A 16,339-nucleotide genomic window follows, 5' to 3' on the forward strand; every position below is an offset into this window, starting at 1 on the left:
TTTCTTATAAATTGATGTAGCGATTGTATCTTCTGTTACCAGGTATACGCGTCTCCATAATCGATGAAGTTGTCATCGAGCCAGAACCATTTCTCGCCTTTGGCCGCATACAGCCGTTCAAGAAGTTCAGTAAAATTCCGTGCAATAACGACCTGTTCGCCGGGTAAACCGTGTCTGTCCCAAAAGCTGTCATAGCATCGACCTTGTCTTTCTGCTCCAAGGTCAATGGTGATATATTGCGTACCTCCATCTTCTGCAATGATGTACCAGAAATGGCTGATATCGTCAGGGGCCTCCTCTCCTACTATAACCGGGTTAGCACGCTGGAAACCGGGCAGGCCGACTATGCGGAGGCTGTAATTTGTACCGGGAAAGAACTGTATACCGCTATAATTTTCCAGGTAGTATTTCAGGTCGTCAGGCAATGAGAAGGACAGGCGAAGTGGATGCTGTAACCTCGTTACCACGCAAGCCGGATCATGCTCAATTTGTGTAAGCACCTCAAGGTAATGACCGTACAGCATGTTCTTCCTGTTTATTTGATTGATAATTGATGATTAGTTCCAGGGGGTGAAATTACAATAATAACTGCGGTCGTGAGTTCATTTCAACTATTTAAACCGGCTCCCGGCTATTTTGCCTCTCTGGCGAGAGGCTACAGCTTTCTGAAACGAAGGTTGTACTGTAATAATGGTAAAGAATGTACATTTGCGTCCATGCAACACTACAGGCATGAAGGTAATTTTTAATACATGAAAACAGGATTTTCGGAGGTATTGCAGGAAAACCTGCTATTCTGGAACATGTGGAATATCGCGTATGCGTATGATATACTGGAGAAGGACCATGAGGGATATGAGGCCCATTTCGCACTACTGCGTGAAATGTGGGACTATTGCTGGATGGCGGTGGAAGCGAAACATATAGACAGAGAGGAGTTCGTCAGGGTGTTTGGAAAAACGTATCCGGCGGAGTTTGATGAGGAAGGGAAGTTTATCAGATCCGGGAATATACTGCATGACACATATGATGATCTGCGGGAGACGGTATTGAGTGAGTTTTGTATAACACTGCTGGTGGGCGGGTTTAGCCATATTTATGACGGGGTTACCTCCGGCAGGAGATATGGTGTGAGAGCAGGCGAGTTACCTATAGAGGTGATTCATGGTATCGTGACTTCCAATGGGCTTGGTGATATGTTTAGTGACGAGAACGTGTCACTGCCGATCGTGCAGGATGAACTGGCTGCACAGGCGAGGCTGTTGCAGGAGTTAAGTCAGCCACAGAGAATGACTATCCGGGACAGGCATATATATAGGAATACGGTAGCTATGCAATCCCTGCGGTTCATTGAGCAGGTGTAAACCAGCCGCCTGTTTTCAGGGGGTAAATCAGCTATGAACAGCAATCAGCAGCCGGTTATTCTCAGTGTGAATCCGCGGCTGATGATCGTCATCTACGCTGGCATCACAAGCAATTATCCTTAAGTAAATCTCTTGTTTTCCCTGCAACCACCAATCGCTGGTCCATTAAGCCTATCTGCATTTTACATCCAATTAAAAGCAGACGGTTATCATATCATCAAAGCCAATCTTGTTTCCTGCAACCACCAATCGCTGATCCATTAAACCTATCTGCATTTTACATCCAATTAAAAGCAGACGGTTATCATATCATCAAAGCCAATCTTGTTTTCCTGCAACCACCAGTTAATGAAACCAATCTGCATTTTACGTCCAATTAACAGACTAATATCATCAAAGCCGCTCTCCCGTTTTCCTGCAACCACCAGTCGCTAAAACCAATATGCATTTTACATCCAATTAACAGACTAATATCATCAAAGCCGCTCTCCTGTTTTCCCTGCAACCACCAGTCGCTGATTATCAAAGTCAACCTCCATCGGAAATCTTCCTGCGGGTATATCTGTCGGAAACCAATTCCTGTTTTCTTCAGCGATAATCAACAACCCATTATCATCACCCAGGGCCGCAAATTTCTCCTGCGGAGGTTGTTTCGCAAAATAATCCACCTCCAGTTGAGCAATATACCCCGGTACACTCTCCACAGCAATCCCTATTTCACTAATGCACTCGATAGATGAACCCGAGAAAGCCGTATTACGCTCATTGTTGAGATCATGCCGGGCTATAAACTCCAGTAAATTTCCATTAGTATCAGTGAAATATACAGCATTGGCATTCCATTGTTTAAACGCCGCAATATGACTTTCGGGGGTAACAGGTAACAATGATACACGCCCGGCCAGCCAGTCCATCGCCTCGCTAAGCTGGTTATGGGGAATATTAAACGCAAAATGATAGATGGGTTTATTGCAATTGCTGTTCTCTACAAAAGTGAGCGTACTGTCTCCAGCTTTAAAACTAACCCTATTATCTGATCGTTGGTCAATTGTCAATTCAAGTGCCTGGGTGTAGAATGATACGGTCTGAGTGAGATCATTCGTGGCTATTTTTATCTCCTTAATTTTCATATTCACTCATTTTAGTACAAATGTACAAATAATTTGTACATTTGTACTAATGGGAACAAAAGAAAGAATACTGGAGACTGCTTTACGGCTATTTAATGAGCAGGGAATTGATGTGATCACCATCCGGCATATCGCTAAAGAGATGGAGATCAGTCATAGTAATATCCAGTATTATTTTAAGAATGCTGATGAGATTATTGCGACTATTTATGAGCAACATCTGGCTGCATTAGAAAGCACAGGCATTATTGAAAGTATGCCGGAATTGATGGATTCGATAAAAACCATCTTAACGCATATCTACCGGTACCGTTTCATTTACATTTATTTTGTAGCGATCGTAAGACGACTTCCTGACCTGAAAACATTTTATAATAACCGGTATAAAATAAGGCGGGAACAGCTGTTAAAGACATTTGCATTATTCAGGGAACAGGGTATTTTCCGCGCTGATCTACCGGACCATGTCTGGGAAAGTTTAGTGAAACAAATCTATACTATCGGGGACTTTTGGATTTCTGCAAATGAACTGACGACAAATTATAAAGGCCCTGCTGTGGTAAAGGCGTATGCTAGTTTGATTACGGACATGTTGTATCCATACCTCACCGCCAAAGGCAGAAAGAGTTTATAAGACGGTAAACTGGCAAAGTGTTTGAAGGGAACAGCACTGAATTAAAATCAGGGACTGCCGGGCGCAGGCAGGTAAGAATTAAGTATAAATAATTGTGTTGGTGATGATGTGGAATTTCACCCATCCTGCGTCTTATTATTTTAAACATATGCTCATGAGAAAAACCTTGCTTATTCTGGGAATGCTCTATTGTAGCCATTCGCTTGTTGCCCAACAATTTACAGCCACTTTCAATGCTGACTCATCTTTAATCGGCTTCCAACATCCTATAGCTAAAATAAACCTGGCTCCGCAGTTTGTACAGGTAGCCGGCTATAAATTTGAGCACGTAGTCGCAGTCACAAAAGAAGATAAACAGGGCAAATGGCATAACTACTATCTGTTCCACTCCATGAAAAAGGCCGGAGCTGACAGTATGTATATGTACGACAATACTTTTGATTGTGAAAACGAAGGTTTCATCCGTTTTACTGACCCTAAAACAGATCGTACAGGATTATTTAACCGCAATGGTAAGATTGTGATACCCGCCGCATACAATACAATTTCAAGGGTCATGAATGGAATGGTCATTGCCTTACAGGGTGCCCAAAAAGAATATGAAGGAGAACATTTCTTTTATAAAAGCGGCCAGGATCTGCTGCTTGATACGGCCAATAAAATACTGGTCGATGACTTCCATGAGGCCGAAGACCTGAATATGTATTCTTTAAAAATCGAAAACCAACCCAGCACAGATAGCACGAGAATGAGCTTCAAAGGAGTGAACGGGAAATACTACACTTTTCAGGTGTACAAAAAGGAATTCAGCAGGTGGCTGCACAGGGACCTGCTCCCGGCACTCACCAAAGAAAAACTCGTTGCCAACGCTTTCTCAAAGATTACATATTATGACGAAACGGATGGCTGGATCCATGAAGATAAAGCGATATTCATTGACAAGCATTGGGAGTTCCTGCAGCAAAAGTTCCAGGATGTAGCTGAATTTCATATCGTGGGAGAATACCTGAACCCCTTTATCATGGAAGGTCCGCTTTATCAGGAGTATTTCAATAACTGTAACAATGCTAAAGACTGGCAATACCCGGTCATCAGTATTTATTTTGACAGCAGTAACGAAAAGGGACAATTGGATTTCTTAAGAACAAAAGAAGGTTATAAACTGATCGGTGTCGGATTTAAGAGATAAAAAGAGGCGACAGTGTACCTCTACCCGCATGTTTATACCCTTCGTTGCTACTATCATATATAACTACAAATTGATTTCACCACCACCCATCTCCACAGCCAACAGCAGGAATGGGTGGTGACAAACCCTATACTTGTTGTACCAATGGTTACCATCCCTATCTAATCCACATCGCCGATTATTGTTAAACTGACAGTTATATAAGCAATCCTTATTCCCAGGACAATGCCACCAATAACCCAGCCGTGTATTATCAGCTAAAATATGAACACATACAGCCAAGATATAAGAATGAAAAACCTTTCTTTTTAATCATTTTCACTTAATGAATAAAGTGCACTGAATGGAATAACACGCACATCGAAAAACGAGCCTTTAGCACCATCCACGTATACGCCTGTAGCAAAGCCGGCTGATGTCATTGTCAGCGGTATTGTCTTTTGCAATCCTGTTTAGTAATAAAACCGGTATACGTCTTACGTACAGCAATACTGTCAGCAGCTTTTATTAATTCTTTAAATATAATCGTCATGTTCATCAATGAATCTTCCCGTCTATTACCCAGATGCTCCGTCATCTTGTTGTTATCACTTTTCCTCCTATCAATCGGTTGCAAAAAAGAATCTGTACCGCAAAAATCTGCCGTTGATTCTTCAGCTATCACACCCGCGAAGCTATCACTATACAAACCAAAGGAAATGGCTAATATGGATTGGAACTCTAGTGCCAGTGAATGGTGCCTTGCACGATCCAAACAGTCAGATCACTTTATTGTATTCTGGGCACAGGGATATGGAACAGATTCACCCTCATCCACCAATGTTCCTCAAAAATACCGCGTAGACATTGATGACCTGCTGGCCCAGGCGGAAAGATTCTATCGCTATTATGTTGATACATTGAAATTTGCTGTTGTAGGCAACAAAACATCTTACCTGAAAAAATATAAGATGATGATATTTTTATACCACCAGGATGACTGGCTGGCTACAGGATTGGGGTACGACGATATTATAGGTGCCTTATGGATAAGTCCACAAACGTCCCAACCAGTCAATTCCACCCTGGCACATGAAGTAGGCCATTGCTTTCAATACCAGGTAAGCTGCGACCTTGGCACCAGTCATGGCTATCGCTGGGGTTACGGAGGCGACGGCGGCAATACCTTCTGGGAGCAATGCGCACAATGGCAGGCATTCAAGTTATATCCGGACGACACATTCGGAGGATGGTTAGGTGGTTACCTGGACAATTACAATAAACACATCCTGCATGAAGATTACCGCTACTCCAGCTACTTCATTCATCACTACTGGACACAAAAACGGGGGCTGGATTTTATCGCAAAATTATGGCGGCAATCACAAACAGGAGAAGATGCCGTACAAACCTACCAGCGACTCGCCAATATCTCCAATGATCAGTTTAACGACGAAATCTACGATGCCAGTTCGCGGCTGGTCACCTGGGACATCGACGATATCCGCACACTTGGCAAAGACCATATCGGCGCTCAATCGTATAAAGTAAACAGGCAGTCTGACGGCTCTTTCCAACCAGATCCTGCTTTTTGCCCACAGACCACTGGTCACAATGCGATTCCGCTGAATGTGCCACAGGCTGGCACCAATATTTCCGCTGCTTTCAAAGGGCTGCCTAATGCCACCGGCTACAATGCTGTGAACGCCGCCCTTGCAGGTTACAGATATGGCTTTGTCGCATTGCTGAATAATGGCACGAGGGTGTATAGTACCATGTATAAAAAAACAGCCGATACTGCAAGATTTACAATACCGGCAGATTGTGCAAGGCTTTGGTTTGTTGTGACAGGCGCGCCTGTTGTCTATAATCAGCATGCATGGGACAATAACAACGCAAATGATGAACAATGGCCATATAGTGTAAAGTTTGGGAATACCAATGTATATGCTTACGTTAACGAAGGTGGTAATACAGATCCAACTAATATCTCGTTGTCGTACAATGTTTCAATCAAAAATGATCTTGTTAATTACAATTCTACGGTTGTTGACTTAAATAATGGCGACCTGCCTAAACTTACCAACGCATTTCAATTGAACCGGGACGATATTACCGCAAAGATGGGAAGTAGTATTAAGTTCTATGCTGTAGAGGCAAATGGTCAACTGAACAGTACCACTACTGCTAATGGATACGGGCACTGGTTCGATGCCAGTGGCAATGTGATTAACTGGGGAGCCAGTGCGATGGTCTATAGTGAATTCAATGAAAAGAATTTTCAATTTACTATCGGAGAATTCCCCGGGCATGTAAAAGCAGGTGATACATTCAAAATTTCGCAGGCATTGGTGTACACAAATGACGCCGGTAAGCAGGGGAAGGCAACGTTTACTTTTAATGTCAGTATTACCGATTAATACATCGATCTGATACTTTAAATAACTTTGCAAAACATGGCTCAGGGATTTTGTAATGAAAGTTACATACATCCCGGGCCATGTTTCTTTTTAAAGACATATGCACCCATAAGATAAAGATCATACCGGCTAATAACAAGCCACTCTCTTCCAATCAATACGCATTGTAATTCAAGTTACATACATCTCACCATCTAACCACATCCCCCCTATTTAATTCATAAAGCACCACTAAAAAAAACAGCCGGTGCATAGACATGCACCGGCCATTCTTTAACATCAAATGTAAAACAGATTCCTTTCCGGCTGGATATTCATCTATAAATACCACTGCCGCACATCATCTCAAAATCTGTTTAACATGTCATCTTTACCAACCATAGTTCTGTACTAATTGATGATTTACTTCTATCTCCGTTTGAGGTATTGGGAAAAGATAATGTTTAGGTTGAAATACACGTGTCTGTATCACTACACGTTTGTAAAAAACAGACAACCCGGCTTCTTTACTATTTACATCAAACCCGGAGGATTGTAATTCCTGTGTGGTAGGACGTGCATTCAGGCCATGTACTGGTCCGTTGTCTACAGTCGTACCGATCAGCCAGCGCCTTACATCCCAGAACCGGTGTGACTCAAAGGCAAACTCAACCCTGTTCTCATTTTGTACACGTGCTCTGAAGCCTGCAAGGGTATTATCGTCAGCAATGACAGGCAATGCCGGCATGTTGACCCTTGCACGCACTTTATTGATGGCGTTAAAGGCTTCAGGCGTTGGCCCCTGGTTATATTCGTTCAATGCTTCTGCATAAATGAGGTAAATTTCCGGGAGACGTATCACAGGATCATTCCTTTTAGCATCCGGAGATGTCCAGTAATTGAGCATATCTACATCAGGAGAAATCCATTTACGGGGATTATAACCCGACACAGGATAGGTACCGGTTGATTTTGGCCAGCCCTGTGATGTTCCACCATTAGATCCCCACCAGGACATCCATACCGGTGTATTGGCCGTATGACCAATTGCCCATTTACTACCCTGGAAAGTAACCGTCGCATAAAATCTCGGATCACGATTCCTGTACATCTTTGAAATATTATCGAAATGCACATTCTCACTATAGCCGTCAGCGCCGAAGATGTCGCCGGACCAGGTACCAACAGAATCATAGCCTGAAGATGCGTCATGAATAGGATATCCATTATTCATCTCGTAAGCATCTACAAACTCCTGCAGAATGCTATACTTTCCCCAGCCGCCAAACCAGCCACCATATGGCAGGAGTTCGTTTTCTATACTTTTACTGTTATTCTGTTGTTTAGCTACAATTATTTCATCCCAGTTCCGGGTATTAAACACCCTGGCGTAACTGTTAATCGGGTCGCCAGCTACCGTATTCAATGTATACATGCCCAGGTTAAGTACCTTCAGGGCTTCATCTGCAGCGCGCTTCCATTTTTCCTTGTCTGCCGACTGGCTAAACAGCGGTGTACCATCCGGATTTTTGATATCCTTATACAATGGATTACCATTGAATAACGGGCTCGCCGCATATGCCAGGGTACGGGTGGCCAGTGCCAGCGCACCACCTTTACTGATACGTCCCAGGTCGCCATCTGCATAGCTAACCGGCAATATTTCAGCCGCCTGCTCACATTCCCTTGCTATGAAATTCACAACGGAATCTACCGGCATCCGGGGCATCTGCATTTCCGCCGCCTCTGATGCGGCATAAGAACGGGTAAGGACCGGTACTGCACCATAGCGCCTGAAGAGGTCAAAGTAGAAAAAAGCACGCAACACCCTGGCCTCTGCCTTATAACGGGGCAGTACAGTTGCGTAATAGGACTGCTGATTTTCCGGTACAGGTACTTTGTCTATATTCTCGAGGAACAGGTTACATTGACGGATTTTCTGGTAAGCATCCGCCCATATGTCGTACGGGTTGTTGGCGGCATTCCAGGCACCGGTGTTGTAATAAAGGGGGTAGAAACCGGCTCCCCAGTGGTGAAAACATTCATCCGTAGCGGCACATATCTCATCCGTCCAGCCATCAGCAAGAGATCCTGGCATCTTGGAGTATAAGTTTGCCAATACACCGTTGGCATTATTAATATTGCCCCATACCTGGTCTGATGTAACCAGCTCGGAAGGAACTACGTCGAGGAATTTTTTACAGGAAGACATGGCCAGCATTGTGGTCACAATGGTCGCTGCCACGAGATACCTGTATATAGCTATTAGTTTGTTCATAATGTTAGTGTTTAAAGTCATACAGCATTATAATCCCACGGTCAAACCAGCGTTGAATACACGCATCTGGGGATAGTTTCCTGAATCATTAGGCGTTTCCGGATCGAAAATTTTGATCTTATCCCAGGTCACCAGGTTCAGACCATTTACAAAGAGTCTTAAATTCCGGATACCTATCAGGCGCGAAGTCATATTAGGAAGAGTGTAACCGATTTCTAAGTTCTTCAGTCGCAGGTAGTTTGAGTTATACAACCACCAGGTGGAATTCTGGTCGTTGTTTTGGTTCGCTGCATACGACAATCTTGGATATTTTGCATCTGTATGGTCAGGTGTCCAGTAGTTGCCCTTGATATCAGACAATACGCCCGCATCGCCTGAGAAAGGCCACATACGTGGTCCGGTAAACCAGGTATGGCCACCAAATCCGCCCTGGAAGAGCATACTCACGTCAAAAGAATGGAAGTTAGCACCTAATGCAATCCCTGCAATCTTGTAAGGAACAGAGCGCTTGCCCAGGTAGGTCTGGTCCAGTGAGTTAATCACACCGTCTCCATTCATATCTTTATATTTCAGGTCACCGGGCTGAATAGCGCCAAAGGATGACTGGTCGGGACTCTTACTGATATCGTCCTGTGACTTAAACAGGCCGAGTGCCACATATCCGTACTGATCATCGATCGCACGACCGGTATGCCGCTGGTACGTATGCCCTTCAAATGAAGGCTCGTCCATTGCGATAATACGGTTGATATTGTACGAGAAATTAGCCTTCACGAAGTAACCGAATTTGCTGTAGTTCTTGCGGTATTCCATGGTAAGCTCAAAACCTTTGTTCTTTACCTTACCCAGGTTCACATAAGGCAAGTTGGCGATACCGATCATACTTGGAATGGTACCTGGTGTAGCCAGGATATTACTTCTTAATTCATAGAAGGCATCACCTGATACGGTGAGCGCGCTACCAAACATTTCGAGATCGATACCTGCATTGTATTTGTTTGCTTTTTCCCAGGTCACAGCCATATTGCCCGTCCTGTCTTCCAATACGCCACCATAAGAGGATCCATCGTGGTTACGACCGAACTGGTAACCGGTACCACCCAATGACCAGGTACTCTGATACAGGAAGCGCTGACCACCGATCTTGTCATTACCGACACTACCTGCAGATGCACGGATCTTTAACAGGTTGATGAGCGATACATTGTTTTTAAAGAAAGGTTCTTCTGAAATCACATAACTCGCAGAAACAGCCGGGAACAGGTCATAACGTTTACCTGCCGGGAAATTTTCAGACCCGTTATACCCAAAGTTTACCTCACCGAATATTTTACTGTTATAGGCATATGTTACCCTGCCTATTAAGCCGTTATACTTGTAAGGCAGACCGTTGATCGCATCGTTGGATCCTACCGCATCGAAGAATGTCTGTTGCTGGTAAAGGGCCATGGCCGTAACCGCATGTTTACCAAAAGTGCGGTCGTAGTTCAGATACGCTTCCAGCTGGGTGCGACGGTTACTGTTAGCCGCCACATCATAACTCAGGTTGTTGGAGCCATCCGTCACCTTGGTGTAGGTACCGGTAGACAGGTCGGTTGCCTGGTCATCGGCAATAGACCATTTATATGTATAGTAGGATTTAGATCTGGTTATATTCCTGTAATTGTAGGAGTCAAATGAGAGTCTTACACGGGTACTCAAACCCTTGGTGATCCAGGGCAGGTTGAGTTTGAACCCGGTGGTAGCCTGCAATGTATTCTGGAAGTTACGCTGGTAACCACCCTGTGTTAAGCGGCCAAACGGGTTGTAAGGTTTGGCAGATTGATAGGCAACAGATCCATCCGGATTCTGCATAGGATACAGGTACGGAGGTATCGCCTGCATATCAGCAAAAAGTGCGGAAGCACCTACATTCGGATAGTTGTTATCATATACGATCTGGCCAAGGTTCAATTCCATTGTCAGATCCCGGGTGATGTTCAGGTCAATATTGGAACGGAAGTTATACTTGTTATTAAGCGCCTGGATATTATAATCAGATAAGTTGGCGTATTTATATAATCCACTCTGCCTGAGGTAAGAAATAGAAGTAAAATAGCGTACAAAATCATTTCCTCCTGACACGTTCAGGTTACCGGAATACATCGGTGCTGTAGGTTTCAGCAGTTCATGCAGCCAGTTTACGTTCGGATAGAGATATTTGTAAGCCGGGTGTGACCTGTCCCTGAATTTATTCAGGTATTCGTCAGTATACATGGCATAATTCTGACCATCATTGATCAGGGCTTCGCGATATAACTTCAGCGCATCATAAGAGTCGAGATATTCAGGCAGTCTTGTAGGCTCCTGGATACCCCCCTGCAGGGTGAAGTTGATCTGAGGTTTTGATTTCTGGCCTCTTTTCGTGGTCACCAATATTACACCATTGGCGCCCCGTACCCCATACACGGCCGTAGAAGATGCATCTTTTAATATAGATATGCTCTCTACTTCGTTGGCATCAATACCAGAGAATGCACGTTCTACCCCATCTACCAGGATAAGCGGGTTCTGACTACCTGTAAAGGTGGCCATACCTCTGATCCAGAGTGCAGCGCCATCATAGCCGGGTTCACCACTGTTTTGTAAGGTGACCAGACCGGGTAAACGACCGGCCAGCGCATTGCTTAAGTTGGCAACCGGACTTTGTTTCAGTTCCTTTGTACCTACAGAAGCGATCGCACCTGTCAGGGAAATTTTCTTTTGTTTACCATAACCTACCACGACTACTTCATTCATATCACTGGAAGCCGTTTTCAGTATGATGCTTGCTGCACCGCTGACAGGCACTACCAGCGTGAGATAACCAACATGGGAAACCTGGATAGCAGTATCGCCGCTGGTACGACGGATCCGGAATACACCATTTTCATTTGTATTGGTGACATGCTTGCTATTCACCAATTGAATAGTGGCACCAGGTATAGGAACACTTTCGTCCGTGACAACTTTACCGGTTACAAAGCCTGTGTCTGTTGCAGGTTGTCCCTGTGCCTGCAAATGCCCACTGTAAGCGCTAAAACAAACGCATAGCAACGTTGAGATGTACAGATTAATTACATGTTTTTTCATAATATGAATTGAGGTAAAGTACACAGTTTGAATACGAATGCAGTAATGTTCACGAACCCCCATTTTACGCATAGAACAGCTATCGCTGTCTACGCAGCAGCTGCAGTAAACAGGCAGAAATAGTTTTTGACAATAACTACAACAATAGCGTCAGCCGCACGTACAAGGGGGTGATACCCTTGCAATGAGTGGTACTATCCAATGAAAACTTAGAATCCGAAATGCCACAAGCGTATAAGCCAGGTATATTTTTTTAATGCTGGTTAGTTTTCTACTAATAGGTTTTGATTGATACTAGCCTTTTATTACAATACGCTAACTTACTCAAGAGCTGACGTTTATCATGGACAGATAATAACAGGTTATTTGCAAATTTTAACAAATCTTTTTTGGGGCTGGGTAACGGGAAGGTAAAATACGGGAGAAATGCCCTGTGGAGGACAAATGGCGAAGATCTACAGCATGTTTGACTGATCTTGTCTTGTACCTGTAATGGTTTTATTACAAGTTGTTATAACTGCATCTCATTACATCGGACAAGGGGAATAGTCTTTATAATTGAGCAAACGAGGGCGCAACAGTTTTGGATGGAATGCTAGTGTATATATAACACCTGATAGTGCTATACAAATTCAATAATTCAGAATGTCTACAAACTTTTCCCCTACCATTGTATTAGCTTTTGAAACAGGAATTCTAATTCAGGTATTTTCAATACATGCTATGAATACTATAAACATTGACAACTATCTGGACAGCCATTATATGCATCGTAGCAATTGGCTACGTGCAGCAGTGCTGGGAGCGAATGACGGTATTATATCAATTTCCAGTCTTGCAATTGGCGTGGCTGCTGCCAGTACTACGAGACAACCCATTGCATTAGCGGCAGTAGCAGGGCTGGTAGCCGGAGCATTATCTATGGCTGCAGGGAATACGTTTCAGGTACCATCGCCATGGGAATTTCAGCGCTGGCAGGTTATCTTTTTAGTGTTAATTTATAAAAAACTAATTGTATGAACGAAGCGCATTTTCATTTACTGGTGAATCACCTGCCAGTTATACTTCCCTTAGTTGCATGTATAATGCTGATTGTAGGCTTAATTGTGATGTCAACAACTATTAAAAGGACGGCCTATGTGATTTTTATTGTAGAGGCGGTAAGTACTTCACTGGCTATGTATAGTGGCGACAAGGCTGAAAAGGTGATTGAAAAAATCGACGTGAATGCAAAGACATATATTGAAAAACACGAGGAAGCTGCCGAAACTTTTGCACTAACGAATTATGTATCAGGCGTTATTGCTTTAATTGCACTGATAGCCAGCTATAAAGAATCCAGGTACTTACATCTGTTATCTATTGCTGTGCTGCTTATCTCTTTGATCACATTGTATTTTTCGAAGCAAACTGGTACTACGGGAGGTGAGATACGACACACGGAGATCAGATTGAATAACTAAATTGCTACGGTCTACACTCACTATCAATTAACTGAAGGGAAATTCTTATCACGCTATATTCCTCCTCTTATCCATTCCAACACCACGGAATACATCAAAACGATATAATGGACTGATTGGAGATAGCAGCACATCATATCGTTTTGATGTATATAACTGTAGGGTAACATGCAAGCCTGAATTATTCTAACAACTCTGGCATTAGTATTGTCAATGATATGTGATATGCTATAACATTGGAACTTTCTGCTTATACCTTCTCCCCGTCATGCTACATAATGGGGAATTCTCAAGGACAATCAGGGAATAAATCACTACATTGAAACACGATTTAGAATCTCCCATGCATCATTTGTCAGTATTTTCTATACTTGACACTTCTCCAGACTGCATTAAGATAGTTGATAAATCCGGTAAGATCCTTTACATCAATACTGTGGGACTTACTTTTGTAGAGGCACAGCATGATAGTACCCTCATAGGCACCATCGTTTATGACCTGGTGAGTCCTGCGTACCGAAATGACTGGCAGGCGAATCACCTCAAGGTATGTGATGGTGAATCAAAAACCTGGGAATATGAATTAACCGGACTCCGGGGAACGAAGAAAATGCTGGAAACCTACGCTACCCCCCTCCTGTTACCCGACGGTTCTAAAGTACAATTAGCTATCACCAGGGATATTACTGCCCGGAAACTGGCAGAACGCGCTGCAAGACAATCGGAAAACAAGCTGATTGCTATTACCGAAGCGTTTCACGCAATGGCTGGGATCAGGGACCTGCAAAAAGTAATAGCAGAAGTGACAAAGCATGCAAGGGAGATCATTGGATGCAATCTCGCCGCGACTCAAATTGAGGACTTCGAAGTGCATATATCAGCAGCTGATAACTACCCGCCTTCTCCAGATCTGATCAAAGAGCACAGGCATACAATTACTGCCCGCCTAAAAAAAGAAAATGGAGATGACTATGGATATATTCAATTATCCGGTAAAAAGGAAGGTGAATTCACTGATACTGACGAAAAGATCCTCTCTCAGTTTGCAGACTATGCCTCACTGAAAATAGAGTCGAGCAGGTTGTGGATGGAACTTGAAAGTAGTGAGAAACTTTTTCGTACGCTGGCTGAAAATATTAATAACCTGGCCTGGGCAGCATCGCCGGAAGGTCAGATACATTGGTACAATCAACGGTGGACAGCATACACAGGTATCGACACTGAAGAACTCATAAAGAACGGCTGGAAGTCGGCCTTACACCCTGATTACATCCGGCAGATCCCTTCGGCAAATACCTGGGAGAAAAAAGAACCTTTCGAGATGCTTCACCCTCTAAAGGCTAAAAATGGCGTGTATAAATGGTTCCTGTCGAGGGGTGTGCCCATACCTGATAATCAAGGTAATATTAAACAATGGATAGGAACATTAACCGACATTGATGAGCAAAAACGGGGAGAAGAAAGGTTCAAAGCCATTGCGGACAGCGCGCCACTCTGGATATGGCTGGCCGATCGGGATGGAAATTGTGATTATTGTAACCAGGAAATGCTTTACTATTTTGGGTTGAAGCATTATACGCAATTAACGCAGGCACTTTGGGCTAAGAAAATCCATCCGGAAGATCTGGATTTACTGGATAAAATAGCGCCGCGCAGGCTTAAAAACCAGGAATCAAATATACTGGAAATTCGAATTAAAGCCTTTCCGGAAGGGGAGTATGAATGGTATTCTATTCAGACTGTTCCCCGGATTATTGGTAAGTTTTATGACGGGTATATAGGTACTGCCAGCAATATCAGCAGTCAGAAATTATCTGCCAGTCAGCTGGAGGAAATAATAAAAGAAAGAACGCTTGAATTGCAGTTATCAAACCATGCATTGCAAAACTCAAACGAACAATTGGAGAGATTTGCGCATATAGCCAGTCATGACCTGAAAGAGCCTGTTAGAAAAATAAGGATGTATTCGACAATGTTACAGAAAAACTTATTAGATGCGGGTGATCAGAAGCTAATGGTCTATGTCAATAAAATTGAAGCTACCTCAAAAAGAATGAATGAGCTTATTGAGGGAATATTAAAATATGCCTCCCTGAACATTGAAACGAAAGAACCGGAATACATTGACTTAAATCAGATATTCGAAGAGGTATTGAATGACCTTGAAGTGGTAATACAAAACAAGCAGGTGGAGATCCTAAAAAGAAATGAACTACCGTGTATATATGGAACAGGTATTCTCGTCAACCAGGTGATCTATAATTTGATTAACAATGCTATCAAATTTTCACGGGTAGCAGAGCCATGTCGCATTGAGGTATTCTCTGAATATCTTTCGGGCAAAGAGATAGCGGCATTATCATTAGCCATGGATAAGGAGTACCTGATGTTATCGATAAAGGATAACGGTATTGGGTTTGATCAGGGGCAGGCAGAGAAAATATTTCAGCCGTATGCACGGCTTCACTCAAGGGATGCTTTTGAAGGTTCCGGGTTGGGGTTGGCAATATGTGCGAGGATCATACAGCAGCATAGAGGTATGATTTGGGCGGAAGGAGTGCCGGGTAAGGGATCGACGTTTAAGATTGTGCTGCCTGTGCAATAATGGCGAGGATCATACAACAACATAAAGGTATGATTTGGACAGAAGGAGTACCGGGTAAAAGATCGACGTTTAAGATTGTGCTGCCTGTGCAATAATGGCGAGGATCATACAACAACATAAAGGTATGATTTGGACAGAAGGAGTACCGGGTAAAAGATCGACGTTTAAGATTGTGCTGCCTGTGCAA

At 43.4% G+C, this 16,339-nt stretch carries 12 protein-coding genes; 7 read left to right on the plus strand and 5 right to left on the minus strand.

The features are described 5' to 3' along the window. Positions 1 to 35: 35 nt before the first annotated feature. Positions 36 to 524: an SMI1/KNR4 family protein gene (locus ABDW33_RS27350; protein ID WP_343693290.1), complete on the minus strand. Its 489-nt coding sequence runs from the start codon at positions 522 to 524 to the stop codon at positions 36 to 38. Between the two features lie 228 nt (positions 525 to 752). On the opposite strand from ABDW33_RS27350, the gene ABDW33_RS27355 reads away from it, so the two are divergent. Next, positions 753 to 1,364 carry a hypothetical protein gene (locus ABDW33_RS27355; RefSeq protein ID WP_343693291.1) on the plus strand — a complete coding sequence of 204 codons (612 nt, stop codon included), beginning with the start codon at positions 753 to 755 and terminating at the stop codon, positions 1,362 to 1,364. A 476-nt stretch (positions 1,365 to 1,840) separates the two neighbouring features. Here ABDW33_RS27355 and ABDW33_RS27360 read toward each other — a convergent pair whose 3' ends face one another. Then, positions 1,841 to 2,494 (minus strand): VOC family protein, encoded by a 654-nt coding sequence (locus tag ABDW33_RS27360; protein ID WP_343693292.1) that lies wholly within the window; start codon positions 2,492 to 2,494, stop codon positions 1,841 to 1,843. A gap of 49 nt (positions 2,495 to 2,543) precedes the next feature. Between ABDW33_RS27360 and ABDW33_RS27365 the strand changes: the two genes are divergently transcribed. Together ABDW33_RS27365 and ABDW33_RS27370 are read left to right on the plus strand one after the other, a co-directional pair. Next, positions 2,544 to 3,128 (plus strand): TetR/AcrR family transcriptional regulator, encoded by a 585-nt coding sequence (locus tag ABDW33_RS27365; RefSeq protein ID WP_343693293.1) that lies wholly within the window; start codon positions 2,544 to 2,546, stop codon positions 3,126 to 3,128. A gap of 154 nt (positions 3,129 to 3,282) precedes the next feature. Then, positions 3,283 to 4,317: a hypothetical protein gene (locus ABDW33_RS27370; protein ID WP_343693294.1), complete on the plus strand. Its 1,035-nt coding sequence runs from the start codon at positions 3,283 to 3,285 to the stop codon at positions 4,315 to 4,317. A 308-nt stretch (positions 4,318 to 4,625) separates the two neighbouring features. On the opposite strand, the gene ABDW33_RS27375 is transcribed toward ABDW33_RS27370, so the two are convergent. Next, positions 4,626 to 4,763, minus strand: coding sequence for a hypothetical protein (locus ABDW33_RS27375; RefSeq protein ID WP_343693295.1), 138 nt, complete (start codon positions 4,761 to 4,763; stop codon positions 4,626 to 4,628). Between the two features lie 84 nt (positions 4,764 to 4,847). Here ABDW33_RS27375 and ABDW33_RS27380 point away from each other — a divergent pair, with 84 nt between their 5' ends. Then, positions 4,848 to 6,716, plus strand: a complete 1,869-nt coding sequence (locus ABDW33_RS27380; protein WP_343693296.1) for a DUF4859 domain-containing protein — start codon at positions 4,848 to 4,850, stop codon at positions 6,714 to 6,716. Between the two features lie 370 nt (positions 6,717 to 7,086). On the opposite strand, the gene ABDW33_RS27385 is transcribed toward ABDW33_RS27380, so the two are convergent. Both ABDW33_RS27385 and ABDW33_RS27390 read right to left on the minus strand, forming a co-directional pair. Then, positions 7,087 to 8,973 (minus strand): RagB/SusD family nutrient uptake outer membrane protein, encoded by a 1,887-nt coding sequence (locus ABDW33_RS27385; protein ID WP_343693297.1) that lies wholly within the window; start codon positions 8,971 to 8,973, stop codon positions 7,087 to 7,089. Between the two features lie 27 nt (positions 8,974 to 9,000). Next, the gene (locus ABDW33_RS27390) at positions 9,001 to 12,084 is read right to left on the minus strand and encodes a TonB-dependent receptor (RefSeq protein WP_343693298.1); all 3,084 of its coding nucleotides are present in this window, start codon (positions 12,082 to 12,084) and stop codon (positions 9,001 to 9,003) included. A gap of 723 nt (positions 12,085 to 12,807) precedes the next feature. Here ABDW33_RS27390 and ABDW33_RS27395 point away from each other — a divergent pair. From ABDW33_RS27395 to ABDW33_RS27405, 3 genes are all read left to right on the plus strand, one after another. Further along, complete coding sequence (locus tag ABDW33_RS27395; protein ID WP_343693299.1) at positions 12,808 to 13,104, plus strand: VIT1/CCC1 transporter family protein; 297 nt, start codon at positions 12,808 to 12,810, stop codon at positions 13,102 to 13,104. Then, the gene (locus tag ABDW33_RS27400) at positions 13,101 to 13,547 is read left to right on the plus strand and encodes a hypothetical protein (protein ID WP_343693300.1); all 447 of its coding nucleotides are present in this window, start codon (positions 13,101 to 13,103) and stop codon (positions 13,545 to 13,547) included. The genes ABDW33_RS27395 and ABDW33_RS27400 overlap by 4 nt, the downstream gene beginning before the upstream one ends. A gap of 319 nt (positions 13,548 to 13,866) precedes the next feature. Continuing rightward, the gene (locus ABDW33_RS27405; protein ID WP_343693301.1) at positions 13,867 to 16,152 is read left to right on the plus strand and encodes a PAS domain S-box protein; all 2,286 of its coding nucleotides are present in this window, start codon (positions 13,867 to 13,869) and stop codon (positions 16,150 to 16,152) included. Positions 16,153 to 16,339: the final 187 nt, after the last annotated feature.

This window comes from Chitinophaga sp., assembly GCF_039596155.1.
GTDB lineage: Bacteria > Bacteroidota > Bacteroidia > Chitinophagales > Chitinophagaceae > Chitinophaga.